Raw genomic sequence first — 21,615 nt, 5'->3', positions numbered from 1 at the left:
GCAGATATAAAAAGCTAAGTTAACCAAATGAAAGTATTACTTTAATGCCGCAAGGTAAAATTCTATCTTTGTAAGGCAACCCGCTATGAAACGACTGATAGTTACCACCTTAATTTTGCTTGCCGCGGCTATAACCATAACGGTTGTTTACTTTAAAAATTTAAGTCCGCCCGGGGTACGCACCAGTCAGGTAATGCGTACTATTCCTGATAATGCTACAGCGGTATTTGAATTTAATAATGAAAAAGGATTTTATGACATTTTTAAAGGCAGCCAGTTATTAAGCGCTGTTGCCGGCAAAAACAAACTTGCTGATCTTGACACCCTGCGCAAACTACTATTGGCATCCCCCCTGCTTGATCAGTTTTTTACCGGGCAAAATATTTTTATATCCATACACCCATCAAACACAAACGATCTTAACCTACTCATAACCACCACAGCAGCAGGCGATTTTAAAACAGATATACTTACCAGGTTAAACGCGAAGCCCAATAGCGGTTTAACAATAAGCACTATACGTAATAACATTGGTCTTGAATATGATGTTTTAGTTAAAGCCATCAACAAGCACTTTTACATTATTAAAAAAGAGGATAATATTTTTGCGGGCAGTTTTTCAAAAGAGCTGATTGATCAAAGCATATTATATCGCGACGATCAAAACAGGAATGTGTTTGTACCATTGCCTGAGCAGCAAAACTCCAACTCTCTGGCCAACCTGTACATCAATTACGAGCAGTTATCACCCTTGTTTGACCAGATCTTTAAAAATAAGAACACTGATATTTTTAAAAGCTTTAAACTGCTGCCGGCATTGGCTGCTTTAAGCTTAAACTATAAAAACGATGCTTTAATGTTTAATGGCTTTACCAATATGCAATACAACCATGCGGCCAGCTATTTAAACCTTTTTGCAGCCCAGCAGCCGGTGGTTAACCGTTTAAAGGATATTTTTCCGGCTACCACGGCATATAGTATAACTTTTGCGGTTTCTGATCCGCAAAAGTTTTCATCAGGTTTGTCACAATGGCACGTTAAAGCTGGTATTGGCAATGAAAAAGATCAGTTGTTCAGCAAAATAAAAGCGGAGACCGGACTATTTTTAAAGCCGGAGTTTGAGCACTTGTTAGGTAATGAATTTGCAGTGGTAACCACTCGTTACCAGGAAAAATATGCAATTATCTCGGTTAAGGATGGGTCAAAGTTATTACCATTGATGATGAACATCAGTACCATGACCAATGATAATGTTGGTCAGTTTAACTATGATAAGCTCCCGTTTTATTTATTGGGCGATGCCTTTAGTATTTTCAGGAGACCTTATTTTATGATCCTGGATAACTACCTTGTGCTGGCCACTACCCCATCAGAACTGGTAAGCTATACCGATACTTACATCAATCGTAAATTTATAAGTAAGATTGAGCAATATAACCAGTTTGATGATTTACTGGCCGAAAGAAGCAATGTGGCTTTTTTCATCAACTTTAAAAACTCACAATCTATATTAAAAAGAGATTTGAAAGATCCTTTTTATGAGGCTTTTGAAAAAAACAATCCCGGCTGGAAAAGTTTTTACGCAGCGGCATGCCAGTTTGCTGCATCAGACAGGAACTTTTATACCAATTTCTGTATGCGCCTAAATAATGTTGATACCGCTGCTGTAAATAATTAGTTAATTTATAAAACCATATACCATCAATTACGTTAAAATGTAATATTGAATCTTAATTATTTATCAATATTCAATTTTGAAGCTTATCTTTAAGGCCGATACAAAAACTGAAGGCTGGTGAACATTGTATGAATAAAATCTTAATTGTTTTTTGCTTAATACTCCTCTCCCTATCGGCTTCAGCGCAACAATTTTCACAGTATAATACAGGTACTCTTTTTGATTCTTTTGAAAATCCTTCACAAAGATCATTCATACCCGATTCAAGCAGGCAGCTTGCATTTAATTTTCTGATACCAAATTTTGATGTTAATACCTATTTAACAGGAAATATGCAGCCGGGCGTTAAAAGCCGGCTATTTTCAAATAACGCTTATTATGATACTGAAAAATTAAAAATTGGTCAGAATAAATACAATCATTTTAATGCAAACATTAATGCCTATTCCATCATGTTTAAGGTGTTTACCAGTTTAAATGGCGATGTAGAGATGGGTTTTTCGGCACAGACAAAGGTTGAAAGCCGGGGCCTTTTTTCTGACGAGTCTCTTGCCTTGTTAAACGGCGCTTCAGATTTTCCCAGGAATACTTATAGCAATATATTTAATGATTCTTATAGCTACCAGGCTTATCATCAGATAGGTTTTTCATATCGCGAACGTATTAATAATAAAATTGCCCTGGGTTTTAAAATAAGCGGTTTACTTGGGATACAATATCAAAAAATCAATATTACAGAATCACAAATCAATTTTGACAGGACCGATCCCAGTAAGCCAACAGCTATTCTGGCCCTCAAAGGCAGTTATTATGATAGCTATATTCCCGGCCTCATGACATCGCATGATTACCTGCCAACATTCCGTAACCCTGGTGCTGCCATTAGTTTAGGCGCATCGTACAAAACGGATGATCATATAACTATACAAGCCAACGTAAAAGATCTTGGTTTTATACACTGGAGCAAACGGTCAAACATTTACAATTTTGACAACAGCGAGCCTTTAAATGATTTATCAACAGCACATCGCGAGGATACCATTTACAACAGGACCCATAAATTATTAAAAAATAATGGTGTGATGCAATCATTCACAACACCAATAAATGGCCGTGCCGAATTGAGCGCTACTAAAAGCTATTGGCTTGGCGATAATAACACATTAAAATATTCACCAACGCTCATTGCCTCGAAAGAATTATTTTTTACAGGTTTTACAGGGGCTTTGGTTAACCACTTTCAGTTTGGCCTGTGTACCGCTACCCTTACAACCAGTTATGATGATATGAAATTTTTCAACGTTGGTACTCAATTTATGATCAAATCGCCCAATGTTGAGTTTTTTGTAGGTACTGACAGGTTAATAAATACAGGCAGACTTGCACTGGCCTCATTACAAAACACAACTCAAATAATGCATGAAGGAAATTACTCAGGTGGTGATTTTTATTTAGGGTTTACTTTAAAGTTTGGGCACGTAATTGAACATCCCATGAATGCCAGCACCATCCCTATGGGCGAAAAGGGATTTTTAGGTCGCTTATTTGGGCGCCTGTTTAAAACCAATCAATAATTACAGGGCTTTCTTTCCGGCTATAAAATCCTTGAGATAATAAGGTTCAAAATACGCCACATCCTCAAATTCCTTTTTATCGAACTTCTCTGCTGCTTTTTGGGTAAGAAAGGTTGCCGAATTAACAAAGCCCGGTAAAAATTGGGCGTTGTTGTTGGCTCCTAAAACAGCCTCACATTTATCGGCGCCATCGCCAAAAAATAAAATCATATGGTTGCTTAAAAGCTCGTTAAAACTATGCTCATCAATAATATCTGCAGCAGTAGCCCGCACTTTTAAACCATCAGTATTAAACAAGGCACAGTAAACCTCCATGCGCCGTGCATCAATCATGGGGCATAAAAGAACGTCTTTATCAACAGAGATAATTTTTTCGCCTATTATGCTGTATGCCATAGCTTCCAGCGTTTCAATGGCTATAAGCGGCTTATTAAGAGCAAAACATAAGCCCTTGGCTGTTGATACACCAATACGCAAGCCCGTATATGAGCCCGGGCCGCAGCTAACTGCAATAGCATCAAGATCGTTATAGGTTAAGGCCGCGGTATTTATCAGTTCGTCAATAAATAAGGTAATTACCTCAGCATGTATATTACGTTCATTCACTTGTTTAAAAGCCAAAACGTTGCCATCAATGGCCAATGCTATTGAACAGGAAGTGGTTGCGGTTTCAATTTGTAAAATAACACTCATCTTTTTTAGTCTTGAGTTATGAGCCTTGAGTTATGAATTCTGATTTTAGGCGCTTATGACTTATTACCAGGAACTCAGGACTCAGAACTTAAAATTCAGGGAACCGGATCATGGCCATGCCCACCCCAGGGGTGGCAGCTGGCAATCCGTTTTAAAGTTAACCATCCACCTTTGAAGGCTCCATGTTTTTTTATAGCCTCAACACCGTATTGGGAACATGTTGGCGTGTACCTGCATGAAGCACCGGTAAGTGGCGAAATAAAGTATTGGTATATTTTTATCAGCAATATAAAAATGCCTCCAATAAGCGCCTTCAATATCCTGATTACAGCATTCATATTTATTTTGCCTGGATATTATTTGTAGTTACCAATTGCTCTCCAAGCTGGCTCAACAGCTTCAACATTTTTTTTTCGATAACGCTATAGGGAACAATTTCCTTACCAATATACCCAACCGACAGCACAATTGTTTTATCGGCGGCCTGCAGTAAATTATATAGATTTTGTTGCTTGTGCAGTCTGTATGACTCGCGCATGCATCTTTTTATTAAATTTCGGTCAACAGCATGCTTATACCGTCTTTTTGAAACCGAAAATAAAATTTGTGCAGGGTAAGATTGTGGCTCAGTATGATACAACCACGAAGCTTTGAAGGGATAACACAAAAAAGAAGAGCCGTTATGAAAAAGCTTATCAATAAGCCTTTTATTACATAACCGTTCTTCTTTTTTAAAAGTATACATAGTTGCCATATTTGAACCGGAATTAAAGCAGATAAACGGTCCATGTCCCTATGAAAGGACCAAGCAACCAGGTTTATGCTTTATGACGACCCTCGTCAGAAACTGATAATCTTTTTCTGCCTTTTGCTCTTCTGGCTGCTAATATTCTTCTACCGTTAGCAGTTGACATGCGTTCACGGAATCCGTGTTTATTTCTTCTTTTTCTTTGAGAAGGCTGAAACGTTCTTTTCATGGCTATTTTATTCTATTCGTCGTTTTAAAAACAAGAGCGCAAATGTAGTAATATTTTGAAACATTTCAAATACTATTTTTCTTATTTGGTCGTCAGTGTTTCTTACTGTAAATTAAACGTTTTAAAACCATAATATGAAATCATTAGCAATCCTGCTCTTAATGTGTTTATCATCAATTGCTTTTGGCCAGGATATGCAGGCTTCTCATTATAAAATATACAGTACAGCAACTCAAAAACCGGTAACCATTGCCGATATTGTTGATAAAACCGCCAAAGCCGATGTAGTATTTTTTGGCGAGGAACACAATGATTCAACCGCCCACTACCTGGAATATGCTTTATTTAAAGGCTTAACAGAAAAATATCCACACCAAACAGCACTCTCTATGGAGATGTTTCAAACCGATTGCCAGTTGGTGTTAAATGAATATTTAAGCGACCTTATTCGCGAAAAGAACCTGATAAGTGATGGGCGGGCCTGGCCCAACTATAAAGATTACCGCCCACTGGTTGAATTAGCCAAACTTAACCAGTTACCGGTTATTGCTGCCAATGCACCTTCGCGATATACCAATATGGTTACCCGTAACGGATTGAGCAGTTTACAGTCATTAAGTGCACAAGCAAAAAGCTATCTTGCCCCCCTACCCATTGATACTGCTACAGGAGCTTATTATGATAAATTTGTGAAAATAATGGGTGGCCACGAAGCTATGGCCGGTATGCAGATCTATCAATCACAAAACCTGTGGGATGCTACCATGGGCTGGTCAATAGCGCAATTTTATAAAAGTCATCCTGGTTACAAGATATTACAACTAAATGGAGGTTTTCATAGCGAGGAAAAATTGGGAGTGGTTGCCCAGCTAAAAAAATACGCGCCAAATGTACGCGTACTAACCATAGCAGCTTACGCTGATGATAACTTTGATAACCCCGATTGGACAAAGTTTAAACAACTGGCCGATTATATTATTTTAACCGACCCAAAGCTGATTAAGGATTAAGGGCAGAGAGATAAAGGATATTAATATCGCTATTTGTCTTTTATCCTTTATCTACAAATCTTTCATCCATTAAGCTTTTTTAGCTAACAGATCACGAATTTCGGTAAGTAAAATTTCTTCTTTTGTTGGTACAGGTTCAGCAGCCGGTGCAGCTTCTTCAGGTTTTTTAAGCGAGTTTATTGCTTTTACAACCATAAAAATACAAAAAGCGACAATCAGGAATTCGATTACGGTGTTAATAAAATTTCCATAGTTGATAGAAACATCAGCTATTTTTTTGGCCGGGTCGCCTTCTTTTATCAGAACCTTTAAGTTTTTAAAGTCAATGCCACCGGTTAAATAGCCAATGGGCGGCATGATAACGTCATTTACCAGGGAGGTAACTATTTTACCAAAGGCCGCCCCGATAATAACACCCACTGCAAGGTCAACAACGTTGCCGCGCATGGCGAACTCCTTAAATTCCTTAATAATTGCCATAATGATAGATTTTAGATTATTGGAATAACTAATTAAATAGGCTTTAGTTTATCTAATGTAGCGAATAAATTTTAATGCCTTTCAAACAAATTATTTTTTTGATATTTAATACCATTGTTCATCATGCCATAAGATATTTTAAAGTTAATGGTAATTGATGTATTTTTGGCAACATCTTATTATGCTTAAACAGAATCTTCAACAAAAACTTTTACAAAAACTTTCACCGCAGCAAATACAATTTATAAAGTTGCTGCAGGTGCCTACTGTGTCGCTTGATACAAGGATAAAAGAAGAATTGGAAGAAAACCCTGCGCTTGAGGATCTGAGCCTGACTAATTTAAATGAACCTGAAGAACAATATCCTGACCGTGACCCGGATGAAGACACCTATAACGGTGATGAGGAAAAGGGCGAGATGGATGAATTTAACATAGATGACTACCTGCAGGAAGACAATGTGAACGACTATGGATCGCGCTACGACCAAAATGGCGACGATGAAGACGAACGCAAAGAGATACCCATTGCTGTACAAAGCTCGTTTTTTGAAAGCTTACAGCTACAGCTTGACCTGTTGCCACTAAGCGATAAGGACTTTAGGATAGGTAAGCAAATTATTGGCAGTTTGGATGACGATGGCTATTTACGCCGCCCTATTATGTCATTAACTGACGACCTTGCGTTTTCGCAAAATGTAATGGCCGAGGATGAAGAGGTGGAGGATATGCTAAAAGTGATACAGGGCTTTGATCCCGCTGGTGTTGGCGCACGCAGCCTGCAGGAATGCCTGCTGATACAGCTTCGTAAAAAAGATCCTAATGACCCTATTATAGCAAAAGCCATTATTGTTGTTGAACAATACCTTGACGAGTTTACCCGCAAGCATTATGATAAGCTTGAAAAATCACTGAACATGGGCTCGGATGAGTTGCGTGGCGTGATCAACGAGATTTTAAAGCTCAATCCCAAGCCCGGCGACTCGAATGAACTAAATACCAAACAAATGCAGGTGATACCTGATTTTCATATCACCAATAACGATGGTACGCTGATACTTACACTTAACTCCAAAAATGCGCCTGAGCTTAGGGTAAGCCGCTCTTACCAGGAAATGTTTCAGCATTATGATAAGGCAGCGCAAAAGGATAAAAAACTAAAGGAGGCAGTACAGTTTGTAAAGCAAAAGCTCGACTCGGCCAAGTGGTTTATTGATGCTATTAAACAGCGTCAGCAAACCTTGCTAAAAACCATGAATGCCATTATGCAGTACCAGTACGAGTTTTTTTTAACCGGCGACGATAAAAACCTGAAACCTATGATTCTGAAGGATATTGCCGACAGGATAAACATGGATATTTCAACCGTATCGCGGGTGGCCAACTCCAAATATGTACAAACTGAGTTTGGCACCTTCCTGCTAAAATCATTCTTCTCCGAAGCTATTCAAACTGAAAGCGGCGAAGAGGTATCAAACAAAGAAGTAAAAAAGATCCTGGAAGAACATATAGGCAATGAGGACAAACGCCACCCTTTAGCCGATGAAAAACTGACTGACATACTCAAAGATGCCGGCTATAACATTGCCCGCCGCACAGTAGCCAAATACCGCGAACAGATGAATATTCCGGTAGCAAGGTTAAGAAGGGAGCTGTAGAGCCAGCCCCCCAGCCCCCTAAAGGGGGAGCTCTTGATTAGCTTATTTATCCCTTAAAATATTAAATAGAAAATGCCCTGATTCATTTTTCAATCAGGGCATTTTCTATTTACTTTAAAATAGTCAAGAGCTTCCCCTTTAGGGGGCTGAGGGGCTAAAACGTATGCTGTGCGCTGCTTACTTTATAGCGGTTGTTGAGTAAGATCCCTATAACAATTTCATGTGTGCCATTACTTACTGTATTTAGTGCCGAAGTAGTAAAATCATAGGAATAGCCAAGATTTACAAATGAACTTAAGTTAATACCCACCAGCGCGGCATAAGAGTCATTATGTCTGTATGAACCACCTATCCAAAGTTTATCCTGAAACGATAACTTCATGTTGATATCATACGTTGTAGGTACCGGCTTTATATATTTAAACAGTACTGATGGAATAAGGGTAACATCATCAGATAAAAAAACCTTGAAACCACCTGTTAAAAAATAATGCGGTACGGTTTTATTTTGATAGGCATTTGTTTTACTGGTTATATACAGATTTTGAGGCAGTATTTGCTGAGCCGAAACACCTATAAAATAATCTGACGAATAGGCCCATATCCCTATTCCCAGGTCTGGTTTCCACTGGTTATTGTCCAAATTGTTAAATATCGGATCTGAAGGGTCGGCGGTAGTAATTTGCGACGTGTTAAGCACGTTATGGCTAAAACCGGCAGATACTCCAACTGCCAGATTTAGTCTTTCAGTTAAACCCAGGTGATAAGCATAAGTTGCATCAATATTGGTTTGGGTGATGGGCCCTGTTTTATCAGACACGATGGTTAAACCAATACCGTGATGCGGCTCTGCTGCCTGGTATTGCTGCGTATATAACCTGCTTGATGGATTAACCCCTCCGCTTGCCGGAAAAGCGGTAGCATCGCCCTGTATGAAATTTTTGCCTATGGGCGCGTTTATTGATAAATAACCAGTTACAGGCGCCCCTTCCAGGCCTGTCCACTGGCTACGATATCCGGCTTTAACATCCGTATAATTTTCAATACCTGATAGCGCGGGGTTTAACAAGTAATTATTAAAGATATACTGTGTGTATTGCGGTCGTTGTTGTGCTTTAACTAATGGCACACAGGCAATAAAAAAAATAATTGTATATAAGGTTCTTTTCATTATTTATCTAATGATGGTTACACTCCCTGACATCGCCTTGCGCCCATTCTTTGGATTTATTATATAATAATAGGTACCTGCCGGAACATTAGTGCCTTTATATCTGCCATCCCAAGGCATGCTATAACCAATTGACGAATATAGCTTTTCTCCGTATCTGTTGTATATCTCAACCGTATTATTTGGATATGTTGTTAAGTATTTTATTTCCCACTGGTCATTATAACCATCGCCATTGGGTGTAAATGTATTTGGTATAATTATTTTTTTCAATACATTAATGTTTATCTCATCCATAGCCATGCAATTGGCGCCCGAAGTCACTATCAATTGATAGGTGGTATTTTCTGTTGGGCTTGCAACCGGGTTTAGTGCATCATCATGATCCAAACCTGTTGATGGATACCACTTATACGTAACGCCGGGGCTTGCTGTTGCTTTAATAGTTATCTGCGTACCTTCAAGCATGGTAATATCATCACCTGCTGATACTGTTGGCGAAGGATAAACTGTGATGTGCTGTTTTTCTACATCGGCGCAGCCATTTTGAGCTGTATAAACATAGTTTATCTCAAATGTGCCGGTGCCGGCCACTGCCGGGTTAAACAAGCCACCCGCGCTTACTCCCGGCCCTGAAAACACTCCGGAACCAGCAGGCCCCTGAATGGACGGTTGCAACTGCACCGGCGCACTTTCCGGACAAAGGGAAGGCACCTGGGTAAATGTGATAACCGGCGCTGCTTTTAAAGTAATCAGCAGGTTATCATTATTATCATTACATACACCTCCCGAATAAGCTATGATCTTTACATTTTTATTACGGGTTCCATCCGTAAATTGAGGATAGGTATAACTTAGTTGTTGCCCTGGGGTTGGATGGTCATATACTTTTAAAGTTGAAGGATCAGCGGCATCGTAAATAACTTCGATCCTGGTTATTATACCCGAATTAACCGTGGAATGGTTTACAAAAATCACCTCCTTGTTACTGCACAGATCGGTAGGGTTAAGCACCTCTATAGCCGCTTTAACAACATCCCCATTAACACCAAATGTTTGAGTTTTTGCATTCGTGCAGCCATATTTTGATGTTACAGTTAGCGTTACCTGGTAATTGCCAGCCGTGGCATATTTATGTTTTGGATTTTTTTCGGCAGATGTATTCATGTCGCCAAAATCCCATTTATAAATAAAGTCGGCTTCCGTATGATCGGCAATCGTGCTTATGTTATTAAACTGCACCTGATCACTAACACAGGCATCGGGCAAAGTAAAATCGGCCAAGGGCAATTCATGTACCACCACAATTTTGGCCATTACTTCACTTGCACAATCATTAGCATTCACAACAGTTAATTTAACAGTATAGGAGCCGGCAGCGGTATACAAATGTGTAAAAGGAGTATTATCCGTTTTTGTTATGATGTCCTGGCCATCCCCAAAATCCCACAGCCATTTGGTTATTGCTTTGTCAACTGGTATGGAGTGATCTGTTAAAGTAATATCCATTGCAGGGCAATCAAGTGCCGAAAAACTAAAATCAGCTACCGGCTTATTGCCTATATGCACAGGAATAAGGTCAGATACATTACCGCAGTCATTTTGGTTCATAATGGTTAGCCTTACTTTGTAATCACCAGGCAAAGCGTAAGTATGCGATGGGTTTTGTACCACTGATGTTTGCCCGTCGCCAAAGTCCCACAGCCAGGTTTTTATGTCCGTGCCGTTTGTTTCTGACATATCTTTAAACAAAGTAGTATCACCAATACAGGTACCGGTAAATGAAAATTTACCAACAGGCGGATCTGAAATATTAAAATCAAGTTCTACATCCTCGTATGAGCCACAATCATCGGCTACCGGGTTAAAAATAGTTGCAACTACGCTATAATCACCAGAAGAATAAGATTTACTGGTAGCATATTCATATATATACAAGGTTTTACCATCCTTTATTACGGTTGATTTTACAACAGGGTTAGCATCGGTAAAAGTAGTTCCGTCTTTAAAGTCCCATTTAATATTATTGGTTTTAAAAGGCAGGGTGAGCTGTAGTTTATAAGTTACCTCGCTGCAACCATTAGGTTGTGTAGCATGGGTTACAGGATCCTCTAAGGCAATAAACTCATTCAGGTTTTTCAGATTGGTACCTGCCGCGTAACCGTATGATTCGGCATTACCAAACCCATAGGCAATCGCATTAAAACCATCTGCCGCGCTTATATGGTGTACTCCTGCATCAACTTTAATTTGTGCATATGAATATACCGGATTACCTGGCACCGTTGTAAAATTAGTATAAGGAATGCCATCAAGTGCAAATGTGGGCACAGCATTTTTTTTGATGAGTACATTGATGTAATTATCAATAATGTTGTAGTTACTGGTTGAGTTTAGGGTAACATGATCAAGTGTTTGCTCCAATGGATTAAGGTATATCATTTCGGGGTCACCAACATCACCCTTAATATCGCCACAAAAAATTGATTTAAATTGTGTTACCGCATACTGAACCACCTGTATGGGCTTATCAGCCGTAATGGTATTAGGCTCCTGGGAGTTAAATTCATAATAAAGCCCCCCGGCAAACTGACCTGCAGTAAGGTTAGTTCCGTTTAATTTTACGGTTGTATTAGGATCACTCAGTATGATCCTGAAAACATCATAATTGCGCGCTTTTAACGGAACGGTTATATAACTTTTTCCCCACGATGAAGTTGGATAAACCTGTTGAAAAAGATTATCAGACGAATAATTCTCCGTTTTACAACCAATAGCAATTTTTGAACTGCCCGAAAAAACAGCTACCTTTTTACATGAACCCGCAACATTACTAATGGTGCGGATACGGGTACCCGTAAGGTCAAATGCCGAAAGCCCCTGATAAACTTCACCTTTTTTTAAAATTATAGTAAAAGGCCGATTTGCCGCTCTCCCATCAAGAAGTGTTTGCATTGGTGTTATTTCAACCGTAGTATTATCTTCGGTACCAATAACCGCAAAGGTTGAATAAGAGGGGCCTCCTGTTGGCTCCCCATGTTCTCCGGTACCCACCGAGTTGGATAACTGGGTATAGTTAATAGAAATATAATTTTTACCTAACGTATTTACAGGCAGCAAAAGCGTTGCACCTGAAACATTTTGCGCAAAAATATGCGCATATACAGCTACCGGTTTTTGTGATGTGATATGTATGCCCTTAAAAAACTGTCCCTGTAAGCCTAAAAAAGCACTTGCTGGAATAGGTACCGAAAGAATATTTTTTGCCACCACATTATAGTTCTGCGAAAAACTGCCATCTGCAACCTCAACCTTTACCATAGTATTAGCATCAGCTGTAATATACAGGTACATCAGGCTCCCGCGTTGTTGCGTCCCTGAGCCGGCAGCACCATCAATATGATCCATATACGCCGTCCAAAACTCAGTACCAAGGTTTGAAAATCCACTTTGTGCATATGCACAAAAATTACAGCATAAGATTAAGACTACAATTATAGCCCGTAAAGATTTCACACTACTAAAAAATGTTTTAATTGGATTTGCTTATAAGTGCACTAATATAAATAATAAAGAGTACTTGTTAAATGTACACAAAGCATTAAGTGTTAGCCGCATAAGCATTAAAAATTACCTGAACGCCTTAGCCAGTGTTTCCAGTTCCATATTGGCTATTTTTAATTTATACATGAGCTCTTTATTTTCTTTTCGCAGATCATAAATTTCAATGGCATTTTGAATATGGATTTTAAGCTCATCGTTTTGCCAGGGCTTTACAAGGTATCTATAAACCTGTCCACGGTTAATAGCGTCAATAACCGCATTGATGTCAGAAAAACCGGTTAATAATATCCTGATGGTATCAGGATATGTGTGCAAAATTGATTCTAAAAACTCAATGCCAGTGGTTACCGGCATACGCTGATCGGTAATAATGACACCTATTTCATTAACATCTAAAATTTTACGACCCTCAACAGCCGAAGAAGCAGTATATATATTAAAATCACGCCTGAAAGCTGCTTTAAAACTGTTTAGGTTATTTATCTCATCATCAACATACAACACTCCTACTGGCATAGCAAATCTCTTTAGTAAACGGATTATAATATAGTTTCAAAAGTAAATTTATACAAAGTTTAATTTACTGCGCATTTTTATTATAATTATTGTGCTCTATAAGCGTAACAATTTACTGTGAAAAAAATATTATTAATCTCCTGTTTAGTATTACTAAGCATTATAGCCTTTGCGCGTAAAACAGATACACTTGTCATTAATGATAACCAATCATACCTGTTAACTAACCGATATTTTCTTGAGCTGGAAGACCCTACTGGAACCTTAACCATAAACCAGGTTTTTAACAACAGTAAATTTCATCATATTAAAGAACAATTCAGTATTTTAAAATACTCAAAATCAACAATCTGGCTAAAATTCAACATAAAAAATAACAGCAAAGCGCCGTTTGTAACCATTAACGCCGGCGCCAGTATTATCAATGAATTTGATTTATATTATAGCAATAATACGGCCTCAAACATCCGTCATCAAAGTTTGGATTATACGCATAATCATCCTATTACTCAGAATATCGTCTTTATAAATTGCCCTGTTTTGCCCGGCTCATCAGGTACCGTGTATTTACGCATCAAAAGCAATGCATCAACAGTTATACCTATAAAAGTTTACAGTGCCTCTGCGTTTATGCAAAGCCGCAGCATAGAGAATATTACCATAGGTGTTATAGCGGGTGTGTTCATGGTGATGGCCATGTATAATTTGCTAATCTTTTTTATTGTTCGTGACCGGAGTTACCTATACTATGTATGCTATATTATATTTTTCGGATTATCGCAAATACTTAAACGCGGCTATGGCAGCAATTTATTTACAACCGATATAACCATATTAAACAATTATGTGATCCCGGTGATACGAGTATTGTTTGGGTTCTCTATTTTACTTTTTATAAGTGAGTTTTTGCAGCTTAAACAAAATTTAAAACAATGGTATAAGTACTATTTATTACTATATGTACTATACGCTATATTGTTGATTGCAATTTTATGCGGCAAGGTGGTTACTGCTTATAATTTAATTACCATTAGCATAACCGTTACCTCCATAAGCCTGCTTATTATAGGGGCATACCTATACTTTAATGGTTTTAAACCGGCCAAATTTTTTATGCTGGGCTGGGGATTGTTTTTAACAAGCATACTAATCTCTATAGCAAGTAATAAAGGGTTTATACCCTATACTAATTTAACAGCCGACATTGTAGTTTATTGTTCAGTATTGGAGCTGATATTATTTTCGGCGGCACTGGCCGAAAAAATAAACTTTTACAGGCAGCAAAAAAACGAATCACAAAGTTTTGCACTTCATATTGCTAAAGAAAATGCGCGTTTAATAACCCAGCAAAATATTTTGCTGGAGAATAAGGTTAAGGAACGAACGAACGAATTAATTACTACCAACGAAAACTTGTCGGTATCTATCGATCACCTGATGGCGACCCAAAAACAACTGGTCGACAATGAAAAAATGGCATCTCTGGGGCAGCTCACAGCTGGTGTGGCGCATGAAATTAATAACCCCATTAACTTTGTAAGTTCAAACATTGCTCCTTTGCGGCTCGATTTTAATGAGCTTTTCCTGTTGCTTAATAAATACGAAGAAGTATTAAACAATCCAACGCCTGCACAACTAAAAGAGCTTAATAATTTTAAACAAGAAATAAACCTTGATTTTCTTAAAGAAGAAATCTCCCTTTTATTAAATGGCATTGAGGATGGTGCAAACCGCACAACCGAAATTGTAAACAGTCTGCGTACCTTTAGCAGTACCGATGAAATGGTATTAAAAACCGAGGATATTAATAAATCAATATTGAACAACCTGCTTATTTTAAGAAGCACCATCCCCTATTATATTGAAATTAAACCTGTTTTTGATAAGCTTGAACCTTTAAATTGCTACCCTGGTAAAATTAACCAGTTAATTATTAATCTCATTAGCAACAGCATATATGCCATTAAGGCCAAACAACAACACAGCGAAGAAAGTGTAATGATCATAACCAAAGATCATCCTGATCATATCTCTATTGAAATTACTGATACCGGCATAGGCATGAGCGATGAAACCCGGCAGCGTATATTTGAACCATTTTTTACTACAAAAGGTATTGGTGAAGGTACCGGCTTAGGACTCTCCATTGTATTTGGCATTATTGAAAAACACCGTGGTACCATTGAAGTGATATCCTCGCCGGGTAATGGTGCTACTTTTATGATATCGCTCCCTAAAAATTTAGCCTGATGCTTTGTGGTAAAAATGCTGTCTAAAAAAACTTTTCGGGGTTGGGCACCAGGTTCAGGAACGACTCAAAATTCTCGGCGTAATGTGACTGATCAAGCTTGTAGTAGAAAGCGCCTTTTTTTGACGATAACTTATCCTTTTCGGGCAGTTTTACCAGCAGGCCGGTTGATAACAGTTTCCGGCTGAAATTACGGTCATCAAACTTGGTTTGATAAACACCTTCATAAAGCGCCTGCAGCTGCGGGATGGTAAACTTTTCGGGCAGTAACTGGAACAGTATGGGATGCAGGGCGGCTTTATACCGTAGCTGTTTTTTGGCCAGTCTTACCATTTCGGCGTGGTCAAATATCAACTCGGGCATTTCATCAAGCAAAAACCATTCAGGATGATACTCATCACTCAATTGTTTTTCATATTGATGGATATCTATCAGCGCGAAATAAGCGATGGACAGCGTTCTTTCAACAGGATCGCGATCAGGACGGCCAAATACCTGAAATTGCTCCATATAAACATTCTTAAGCCCGGTACGTAACTCCAGCACACGATTGGCTGCATCCTCAGGCGATTCAGACGGCTGGATAAACCCGCCCATCAAACTCCACTTGTTTTTCTCGGGCTCAAGGCCACGCTGTACCAGTAATAGTTTTATGTTCCAGCCATCAAATCCAAAAATGATACAATCGGTTGCCACTAAGATGCGTTTCTGGCCGCTATACTTCTGCATAATTTGGTTAGTTTATTTACAAGTGTAAAAATAATTATGCAATTATTTAGTGTTGATCAGACAACTATTTAACAAAAGTTTAGTGTTTTGTAAAGATTGTATCTACTTGGATCAACTTATGCCTTTAACTAACCCGTTTGCCCTGCAGTAACATATCCATAGCATCGTTTAATGAACCGGCACGACTTACCTCACCTGAGTTTACAAAAAATATTTCGTCGGCATTTTCAATAGTATTTAAGCGGTGGGCTATGATAACCCGTGTGGTAGTATCGGGCAGTTTATTTAAAATATCGCTTAATAATTGTTCTGTAATAGTATCAATGTTGGCGGTAGCCTCATCAAGTATCAATATCTCCGGATTGCGCAATACCGCCCGCATAAACGCTATCAGCTGCTTTTGCCCCAGACTTATGCTATCGCCGCCCGAAAGCACGTTGGTTTCTAGTCCGCTTTCAAAAATGGCCAGCAGGCTGCCTAAATTGGCATCTAAAATTACTTTTTCCAACTGCTCATTGGTATGGTCTTTATACAGATCATTACCGTATAAAATATTTTCCTTAACTGTACCGGTAAACAAAAATGGCTCCTGTAAAATAAACCCTATCTTTTGGCTGCGCTCTTCTGGGCTGTAGCTCCTGATATCTTTACCATCAAGCAAAACCAAACCTTTTGATGGGTCATATAACCTTGCAATTAATGAGGCTGTAGTGGTTTTACCGCCTCCGGTTGGGCCAACCAGCGCGTACGTTTTGCCATGCTCCAGTTTAAAACAGATGTTATGCAATATCTCCCTGTCCTCGTCATAACTAAAATGCACATTCCTGAATTCCAATAGTGTGGTTGTATCTTCGGCTATGCCGCCTTCTATTACTGGCAGATCTGTTTCGAGCGACAATATTTGCGATATCCTGTCCCAACCGGCCATAGCCAGTTGAAAGTTGGTCCATAGTGCAGCCAATTGCCTTAAAGGATTATAAAAATAGGTGGAATATGATAAGTAACTAACCAGTAAGCCAATGGAAAACTGCCCTATGGTAATCAAATAAATACCAAAGGCCAGCACTATCAGTTGCGCTATGCTTGCAAACAGGCCATAAACCGGTACAAAAATATTGTTGGCCAAACCGGCACCAATAGCTGTTTTGTAATTTTCACGATTGGCTATATCAAAGCGTTTCCTGAAATAATCGCGGCGGTTAAAGGCAATGATCACTTTAAAATTATGCAGGCTTTCCTGTATCTCGGCACTCATCCCTCCCGTACTTTTCAGGTTCAGGGCATTTTTTCTTTTTATCCAGGGCGATAAAACAAGTGTAAGCAATAGAATAAGCACAGCCGGCGAAAGCGTAGCGGCACCCAGTTTGATGTTAATGAGAATTAAAAATATACCCGCCCCAACCATGGTAGATATATTACCAATAAACTGCATCAGTGATTGTGAAAAAAACTGGTTTAGTTTATCTGTATCATTGTTTACCCTTGATATCAGGTCGCCAGCTTTATTCTGGTTAAAAAACCCTACCGGCAACTGCTGTAACTTATTAAATATAGAGTTACGCAGGGTAAACAACATACGCTGCCCTACGCCCCCCATTAACGTGGTTTGTTTAAAGCTGGTAAAAAGGGCAACCAAATACATACAAAGCAATAATATAGCGTTGTGGATCACCCCGCTATAATCCTTGTGCTGCACATATTTATCAATGGTATGCCCAATAATAAACGGACCCAATAAATTCAGGGTGGAGTTGATCAATATCGCGATTAAAGCAAGTATAAGGGTTCGTTTTTCGTGCGCTATTAATTGCAGCAGCTTTCTAAGCCCGGCAAGTGTTGAAGTCTTTTGCTGTGTATTACTAAGCTTATTCAGATCGTAATTCATCATTGATGAGTATTTTTTTAATGAGCAATGCCCTGTTCGTAATTACTGGTGCTTTGCTGCGAGTTAAATATCTGTACATAATCGGTGCTGGTATGCATCAGATCATCATGAATACCGCGGGCCACAATTTCGCCCTGCATCAGCAGTATGATCTGGTCGTAATGCTCAACCGAGGCAATTTTTTGCGTAACAGATATCAGGGTTAACCCTGGATAGTTTTTTTGAATATTGCCCAGTATTTTTTTCTCGGTATTGGCATCAACCCTGGCGGTAAAATCATCCAGCAATAAAACCTTAGGGTTAACAGCCAGTGCACGGGCCAGCATAATGCGCTGCTTTTGTCCGCCCGAAAGGCTCGATCCGCGTTCGGATACGATAGTGTTTAACTGATCGGGCAAACTGCTGATAAAATCCCGAAGCTCTGCCGTATCAATAGCTTTTTCCAATGATTCATCGGTAACCGTATCGCTAAAGGCAATATTTTCACGAATGCTCATATTAAAAATAATGCTGTCCTGAAAAACAAACCCTACCTGGCTATGGAACGATTCGCTGTTATAATCGCCGATATGGCGGCCATCGTAAAGTACCGATCCCGAGGTAGGATTAATCAGATTAGTCAACAAATAAAGCAACTGGGTTTTACCAGCTGCTGTTGGACCTATAACTGCAATTTTTGAACCTGCTGATACTGCTAAGGATATGTTTTTAAGCGCTGGTTTTTGACCATAAATAACAGATACATCGCTTAATTCAATATCGCCGCGCAGGGTTTCTTTTAATTCGCCGGCTGCGGTAATATCGGGTGCATCTAAAACAGTGCTGATGCGGGTAAATGATGCGGAAGCCTGCGCTATCAGGTTGCTCATAAATCCCAATATAAATATCGGAAATATGAGCAACGACAGGTAGCTGTTAAATGCTGCAAAATTACCCAGGCTCATATTGCCGCTAATTACAAAATGCCCGCCCATCACTAAAATAGTTAAAGCGGCTATATTGGAGGTAAACGTTACAATGGGAATTAGCCCAGCAAAAAAGCCCAATATCCTAAGGCCATAATCTTTGGCCTGGGTATTGGCCTGCAAAAACTTATGATACTCCAGTTGCTGCGAATTAATGACACGGATAAGCGCGGCACCCAGGATACTCTCGTTAATTACTTTGTTTAACTGATCAATAACCCCGCGGCTTTTTATAAACAAGGCGCGTACCTTTTTTAAAACATAAAAGAATGTGCCACCAATAATAGGGATAATGGCAACCACCGCCAGGGCCAGCCGCCAGTTAATAGTAAACAATAATATACTGGCCCCAATGATAATAAACAGAGATGACACAATGGATACCAACGCCTGTGATACAAACAGCTTGATGGAATCAACATCGGCTGTGAGGTTGGTTAATAGCTTTGATGGGTTAGCCTGCTCTATGAAAGCATAGCTTTGCCTTGATATTTTATCGGAGAGTTTTGACCGCAGATCACGCGCCACACGTTCAGATGCATACGTTTGAATAATAGTTTGCAGGTAGCTGAAAATAAAAACAAGCAACACCACCAACGAAAACTTTTTAATAATATCGTTAAACACAAAGTGTTGTTTGGCGTAATCATCAATACCATTGGCAATTATCTTGGGCAGCCACAAGTTCATGCTATTACTTATCAAGGCAAATAATAATAGTAAGGTAACCAGGCCCATATAAGGTTTTAGCAGGCTAAAAATACCGGGTGGCTTTTTATTTATTTTTTTGGGATCGTCTGTTTGCATGTTTTATTTAGATAAACACCCGTTGCGGATGTTTCAACAAATTATGAAATATATTAATGTAAGGGCTATTGGCTTAGTAAATGTAATAAATTGTATTAAAAGCTATTGTCAAAAATACACCATTATAAATGATGACGATTGAGAAAGTAAAACATTTTGTAGTTTTAAAAAAATTACCAAAATGACTTCAATATTCAATCCCGAAGCTAATTATATTTTAGAGGATGACCAGGTACTGTTAAGACCGTTAAAAGCTGATGATTTTGAAAACTTATTACCTTTTGCCCTTAATGAACCTGATACATGGGGGTTTTCTTTAACAAGTGCCAAAGGTCACGATGGCATGCGCAATTACATCGATGCTGCATTAAAAGCAAGAGAATCTGGCAAGGAATATCCTTTTATTGTTTATGATAAAAAGACCGGGCAATATGCGGGCTGCACCCGTTTTTACGATATACAACCACAATATGAAAGCCTACAGCTTGGTTATACCTGGTATGGCGAAAAATTTAGGGGAACAGGCTTAAACAAGCATTGTAAGTTTTTACTGCTGCAATTCGCTTTTGAAACGCTAAACATGAAACGGGTTGAATTTAGGGCCGATGCCCGGAACGAACGCAGCATAGCCGCCATGAAGAGTCTCGGCTGCAAAGTAGAGGGCATTTTAAGGAGCCATGCGCCTATTGAAGATGGCACCCGCCGCGACTCCATCATATTAAGCATTTTGCAGCCCGAATGGGAACAAGAAGTTAGGGAACGTCTGAAGGCTAAGCTGTAAGTGTGTAATAGCATCCCCGGATTACAAAGATTATAAGGTTGGCAATCATAATCACACGGCAATGTCATTAAATTAAAATACATTCATGGTTTCTGCTGTAAATGGCATAATACTTGGATATTTATGCAAGCCTGCGTGGTAACAAATCGGGCGTGGATGCATCTATACCGTAAAACTTATATCGTTTGGAAACTATACTGAATATTTCAGATCTGAGTAAAACTTATCATAGTGCCGGCCGTATGCTTACGGTACTTAACAATATTAACTTCGCCATTGCTGCCGGCTCAACCAATGCTATTGTGGGGCCATCGGGCAGCGGCAAAACAACCTTGCTGGGGCTGTGCGCCGGGCTTGACCGTTCCAGTTCGGGTTCGGTGGAATTAAACAGCATTAACCTGAGTAATTTAACCGAGGATCAGCGCGCGCAGGTACGTAACCAGTATGTAGGTTTTATATTTCAAAATTTTCAGCTCCTGCCTACCCTAACCGCGCTGGAGAACGTCATGGTTCCGCTTGAGCTGCGTAACGAAAAAAACATCAGATCAAGGGCGCTTGATCTGCTTGATAAAGTTGGCCTGGCCGACCGCGGGCACCACTACCCTTCTCAGCTATCAGGCGGCGAGCAGCAGCGGGTATCGCTGGCACGCGCTTTTTCGAACGCGCCAAAAATATTATTTGCCGATGAGCCTACCGGTAACCTTGATGCTGAAACAAGCGAAAAGGTAGTAAAGCTGATCTTCGACCTTAATAAAGAAGCAGGCACTACACTGGTTATGGTAACGCATGATCTGGAGCTGGCCGCAAAAACCCAGCGCATCATCAGGATAAGGGGCGGCAAGCTGGTATCAGACGAAAAAACAATTAACGGATAGGCTGC

Annotated in this window: 18 protein-coding genes; 7 read left to right on the top strand and 11 right to left on the bottom strand. The window is 39.4% G+C overall.

What is annotated here, in order from left to right; genetic code table 11:
* Positions 1-85: 85 nt before the first annotated feature.
* Positions 86-1,678, top strand: coding sequence for a hypothetical protein (locus tag M2273_RS19270; RefSeq protein WP_429399392.1), 1,593 nt, complete (start codon positions 86-88; stop codon positions 1,676-1,678).
* A 128-nt stretch (positions 1,679-1,806) separates the two neighbouring features.
* Complete coding sequence (locus M2273_RS19265) at positions 1,807-3,252, top strand: DUF5723 family protein (protein WP_429399391.1); 1,446 nt, start codon at positions 1,807-1,809, stop codon at positions 3,250-3,252.
* Here the strand turns inward: M2273_RS19265 and tsaB are convergent, their stop codons facing one another.
* The 4 genes from tsaB to rpmH all read right to left on the bottom strand — a co-directional run bounded on the left by tsaB (position 3,253) and on the right by rpmH (position 4,922).
* Complete coding sequence (tsaB, locus tag M2273_RS19260) at positions 3,253-3,945, bottom strand: tRNA (adenosine(37)-N6)-threonylcarbamoyltransferase complex dimerization subunit type 1 TsaB (protein ID WP_429399390.1); 693 nt, start codon at positions 3,943-3,945, stop codon at positions 3,253-3,255.
* Positions 3,946-4,040: 95 nt separating this feature from the next.
* Positions 4,041-4,283: a membrane protein insertion efficiency factor YidD gene (gene yidD, locus M2273_RS19255; protein ID WP_429399389.1), complete on the bottom strand. Its 243-nt coding sequence runs from the start codon at positions 4,281-4,283 to the stop codon at positions 4,041-4,043.
* Between the two features lie 2 nt (positions 4,284-4,285).
* Positions 4,286-4,690 (bottom strand): ribonuclease P protein component, encoded by a 405-nt coding sequence (rnpA, locus tag M2273_RS19250; RefSeq protein ID WP_429399388.1) that lies wholly within the window; start codon positions 4,688-4,690, stop codon positions 4,286-4,288.
* A 73-nt stretch (positions 4,691-4,763) separates the two neighbouring features.
* Positions 4,764-4,922 (bottom strand): 50S ribosomal protein L34, encoded by a 159-nt coding sequence (gene rpmH / locus M2273_RS19245; protein WP_076375290.1) that lies wholly within the window; start codon positions 4,920-4,922, stop codon positions 4,764-4,766.
* 134 nt (positions 4,923-5,056) lie between these two features.
* Between rpmH and M2273_RS19240 the strand changes: the two genes are divergently transcribed.
* The gene (locus M2273_RS19240; RefSeq protein WP_429399387.1) at positions 5,057-5,932 is read left to right on the top strand and encodes a ChaN family lipoprotein; all 876 of its coding nucleotides are present in this window, start codon (positions 5,057-5,059) and stop codon (positions 5,930-5,932) included.
* A 69-nt stretch (positions 5,933-6,001) separates the two neighbouring features.
* On the opposite strand, the gene mscL is transcribed toward M2273_RS19240, so the two are convergent.
* Positions 6,002-6,412: a large-conductance mechanosensitive channel protein MscL gene (mscL, locus tag M2273_RS19235; protein ID WP_429399386.1), complete on the bottom strand. Its 411-nt coding sequence runs from the start codon at positions 6,410-6,412 to the stop codon at positions 6,002-6,004.
* 181 nt (positions 6,413-6,593) lie between these two features.
* Between mscL and rpoN the strand changes: the two genes are divergently transcribed.
* A complete protein-coding gene (rpoN, locus tag M2273_RS19230; protein WP_429399385.1) occupies positions 6,594-8,069 on the top strand; it encodes an RNA polymerase factor sigma-54 in 1,476 nt (491 codons plus the stop codon).
* Between the two features lie 154 nt (positions 8,070-8,223).
* On the opposite strand, the gene M2273_RS19225 is transcribed toward rpoN, so the two are convergent.
* The 3 genes from M2273_RS19225 to M2273_RS19215 all read right to left on the bottom strand — a co-directional run bounded on the left by M2273_RS19225 (position 8,224) and on the right by M2273_RS19215 (position 13,320).
* Positions 8,224-9,240: a PorP/SprF family type IX secretion system membrane protein gene (locus tag M2273_RS19225; RefSeq protein WP_429399384.1), complete on the bottom strand. Its 1,017-nt coding sequence runs from the start codon at positions 9,238-9,240 to the stop codon at positions 8,224-8,226.
* A gap of 3 nt (positions 9,241-9,243) precedes the next feature.
* A complete protein-coding gene (locus M2273_RS19220) occupies positions 9,244-12,648 on the bottom strand; it encodes a PKD domain-containing protein (protein ID WP_429399383.1) in 3,405 nt (1,134 codons plus the stop codon).
* A gap of 222 nt (positions 12,649-12,870) precedes the next feature.
* Positions 12,871-13,320: a response regulator gene (locus M2273_RS19215; protein WP_429399382.1), complete on the bottom strand. Its 450-nt coding sequence runs from the start codon at positions 13,318-13,320 to the stop codon at positions 12,871-12,873.
* Positions 13,321-13,437: 117 nt separating this feature from the next.
* On the opposite strand from M2273_RS19215, the gene M2273_RS19210 reads away from it, so the two are divergent.
* Positions 13,438-15,570 carry a sensor histidine kinase gene (locus M2273_RS19210; protein ID WP_429399381.1) on the top strand — a complete coding sequence of 711 codons (2,133 nt, stop codon included), beginning with the start codon at positions 13,438-13,440 and terminating at the stop codon, positions 15,568-15,570.
* 22 nt (positions 15,571-15,592) lie between these two features.
* Here the strand turns inward: M2273_RS19210 and M2273_RS19205 are convergent, their stop codons facing one another.
* From M2273_RS19205 to M2273_RS19195, 3 genes are all read right to left on the bottom strand, one after another.
* Entirely contained in the window at positions 15,593-16,297 is a 705-nt protein-coding gene (locus tag M2273_RS19205) for an NUDIX hydrolase (protein WP_429399380.1), read from the bottom strand.
* A gap of 124 nt (positions 16,298-16,421) precedes the next feature.
* Positions 16,422-18,185, bottom strand: coding sequence for an ABC transporter ATP-binding protein (locus M2273_RS19200; protein WP_429399379.1), 1,764 nt, complete (start codon positions 18,183-18,185; stop codon positions 16,422-16,424).
* 14 nt (positions 18,186-18,199) lie between these two features.
* On the bottom strand, positions 18,200-19,954 hold the full coding sequence (locus M2273_RS19195; protein WP_429399378.1) for an ABC transporter ATP-binding protein: 1,755 nt from the start codon (positions 19,952-19,954) through the stop codon (positions 18,200-18,202).
* A 181-nt stretch (positions 19,955-20,135) separates the two neighbouring features.
* On the opposite strand from M2273_RS19195, the gene M2273_RS19190 reads away from it, so the two are divergent.
* Both M2273_RS19190 and M2273_RS19185 read left to right on the top strand, forming a co-directional pair.
* A complete protein-coding gene (locus M2273_RS19190) occupies positions 20,136-20,735 on the top strand; it encodes a GNAT family N-acetyltransferase (RefSeq protein ID WP_429399377.1) in 600 nt (199 codons plus the stop codon).
* 185 nt (positions 20,736-20,920) lie between these two features.
* Positions 20,921-21,610, top strand: a complete 690-nt coding sequence (locus M2273_RS19185; RefSeq protein WP_429399376.1) for an ABC transporter ATP-binding protein — start codon at positions 20,921-20,923, stop codon at positions 21,608-21,610.
* The last annotated feature ends 5 nt before the right edge of the window (positions 21,611-21,615 follow it).

It is taken from the genome of Mucilaginibacter lappiensis (genome assembly GCF_050433765.1).
GTDB lineage: Bacteria > Bacteroidota > Bacteroidia > Sphingobacteriales > Sphingobacteriaceae > Mucilaginibacter > Mucilaginibacter lappiensis_A.
Note: the sequence above shows the minus strand (reverse complement) of the source record. Positions and strands in the feature narration are given on the sequence as shown.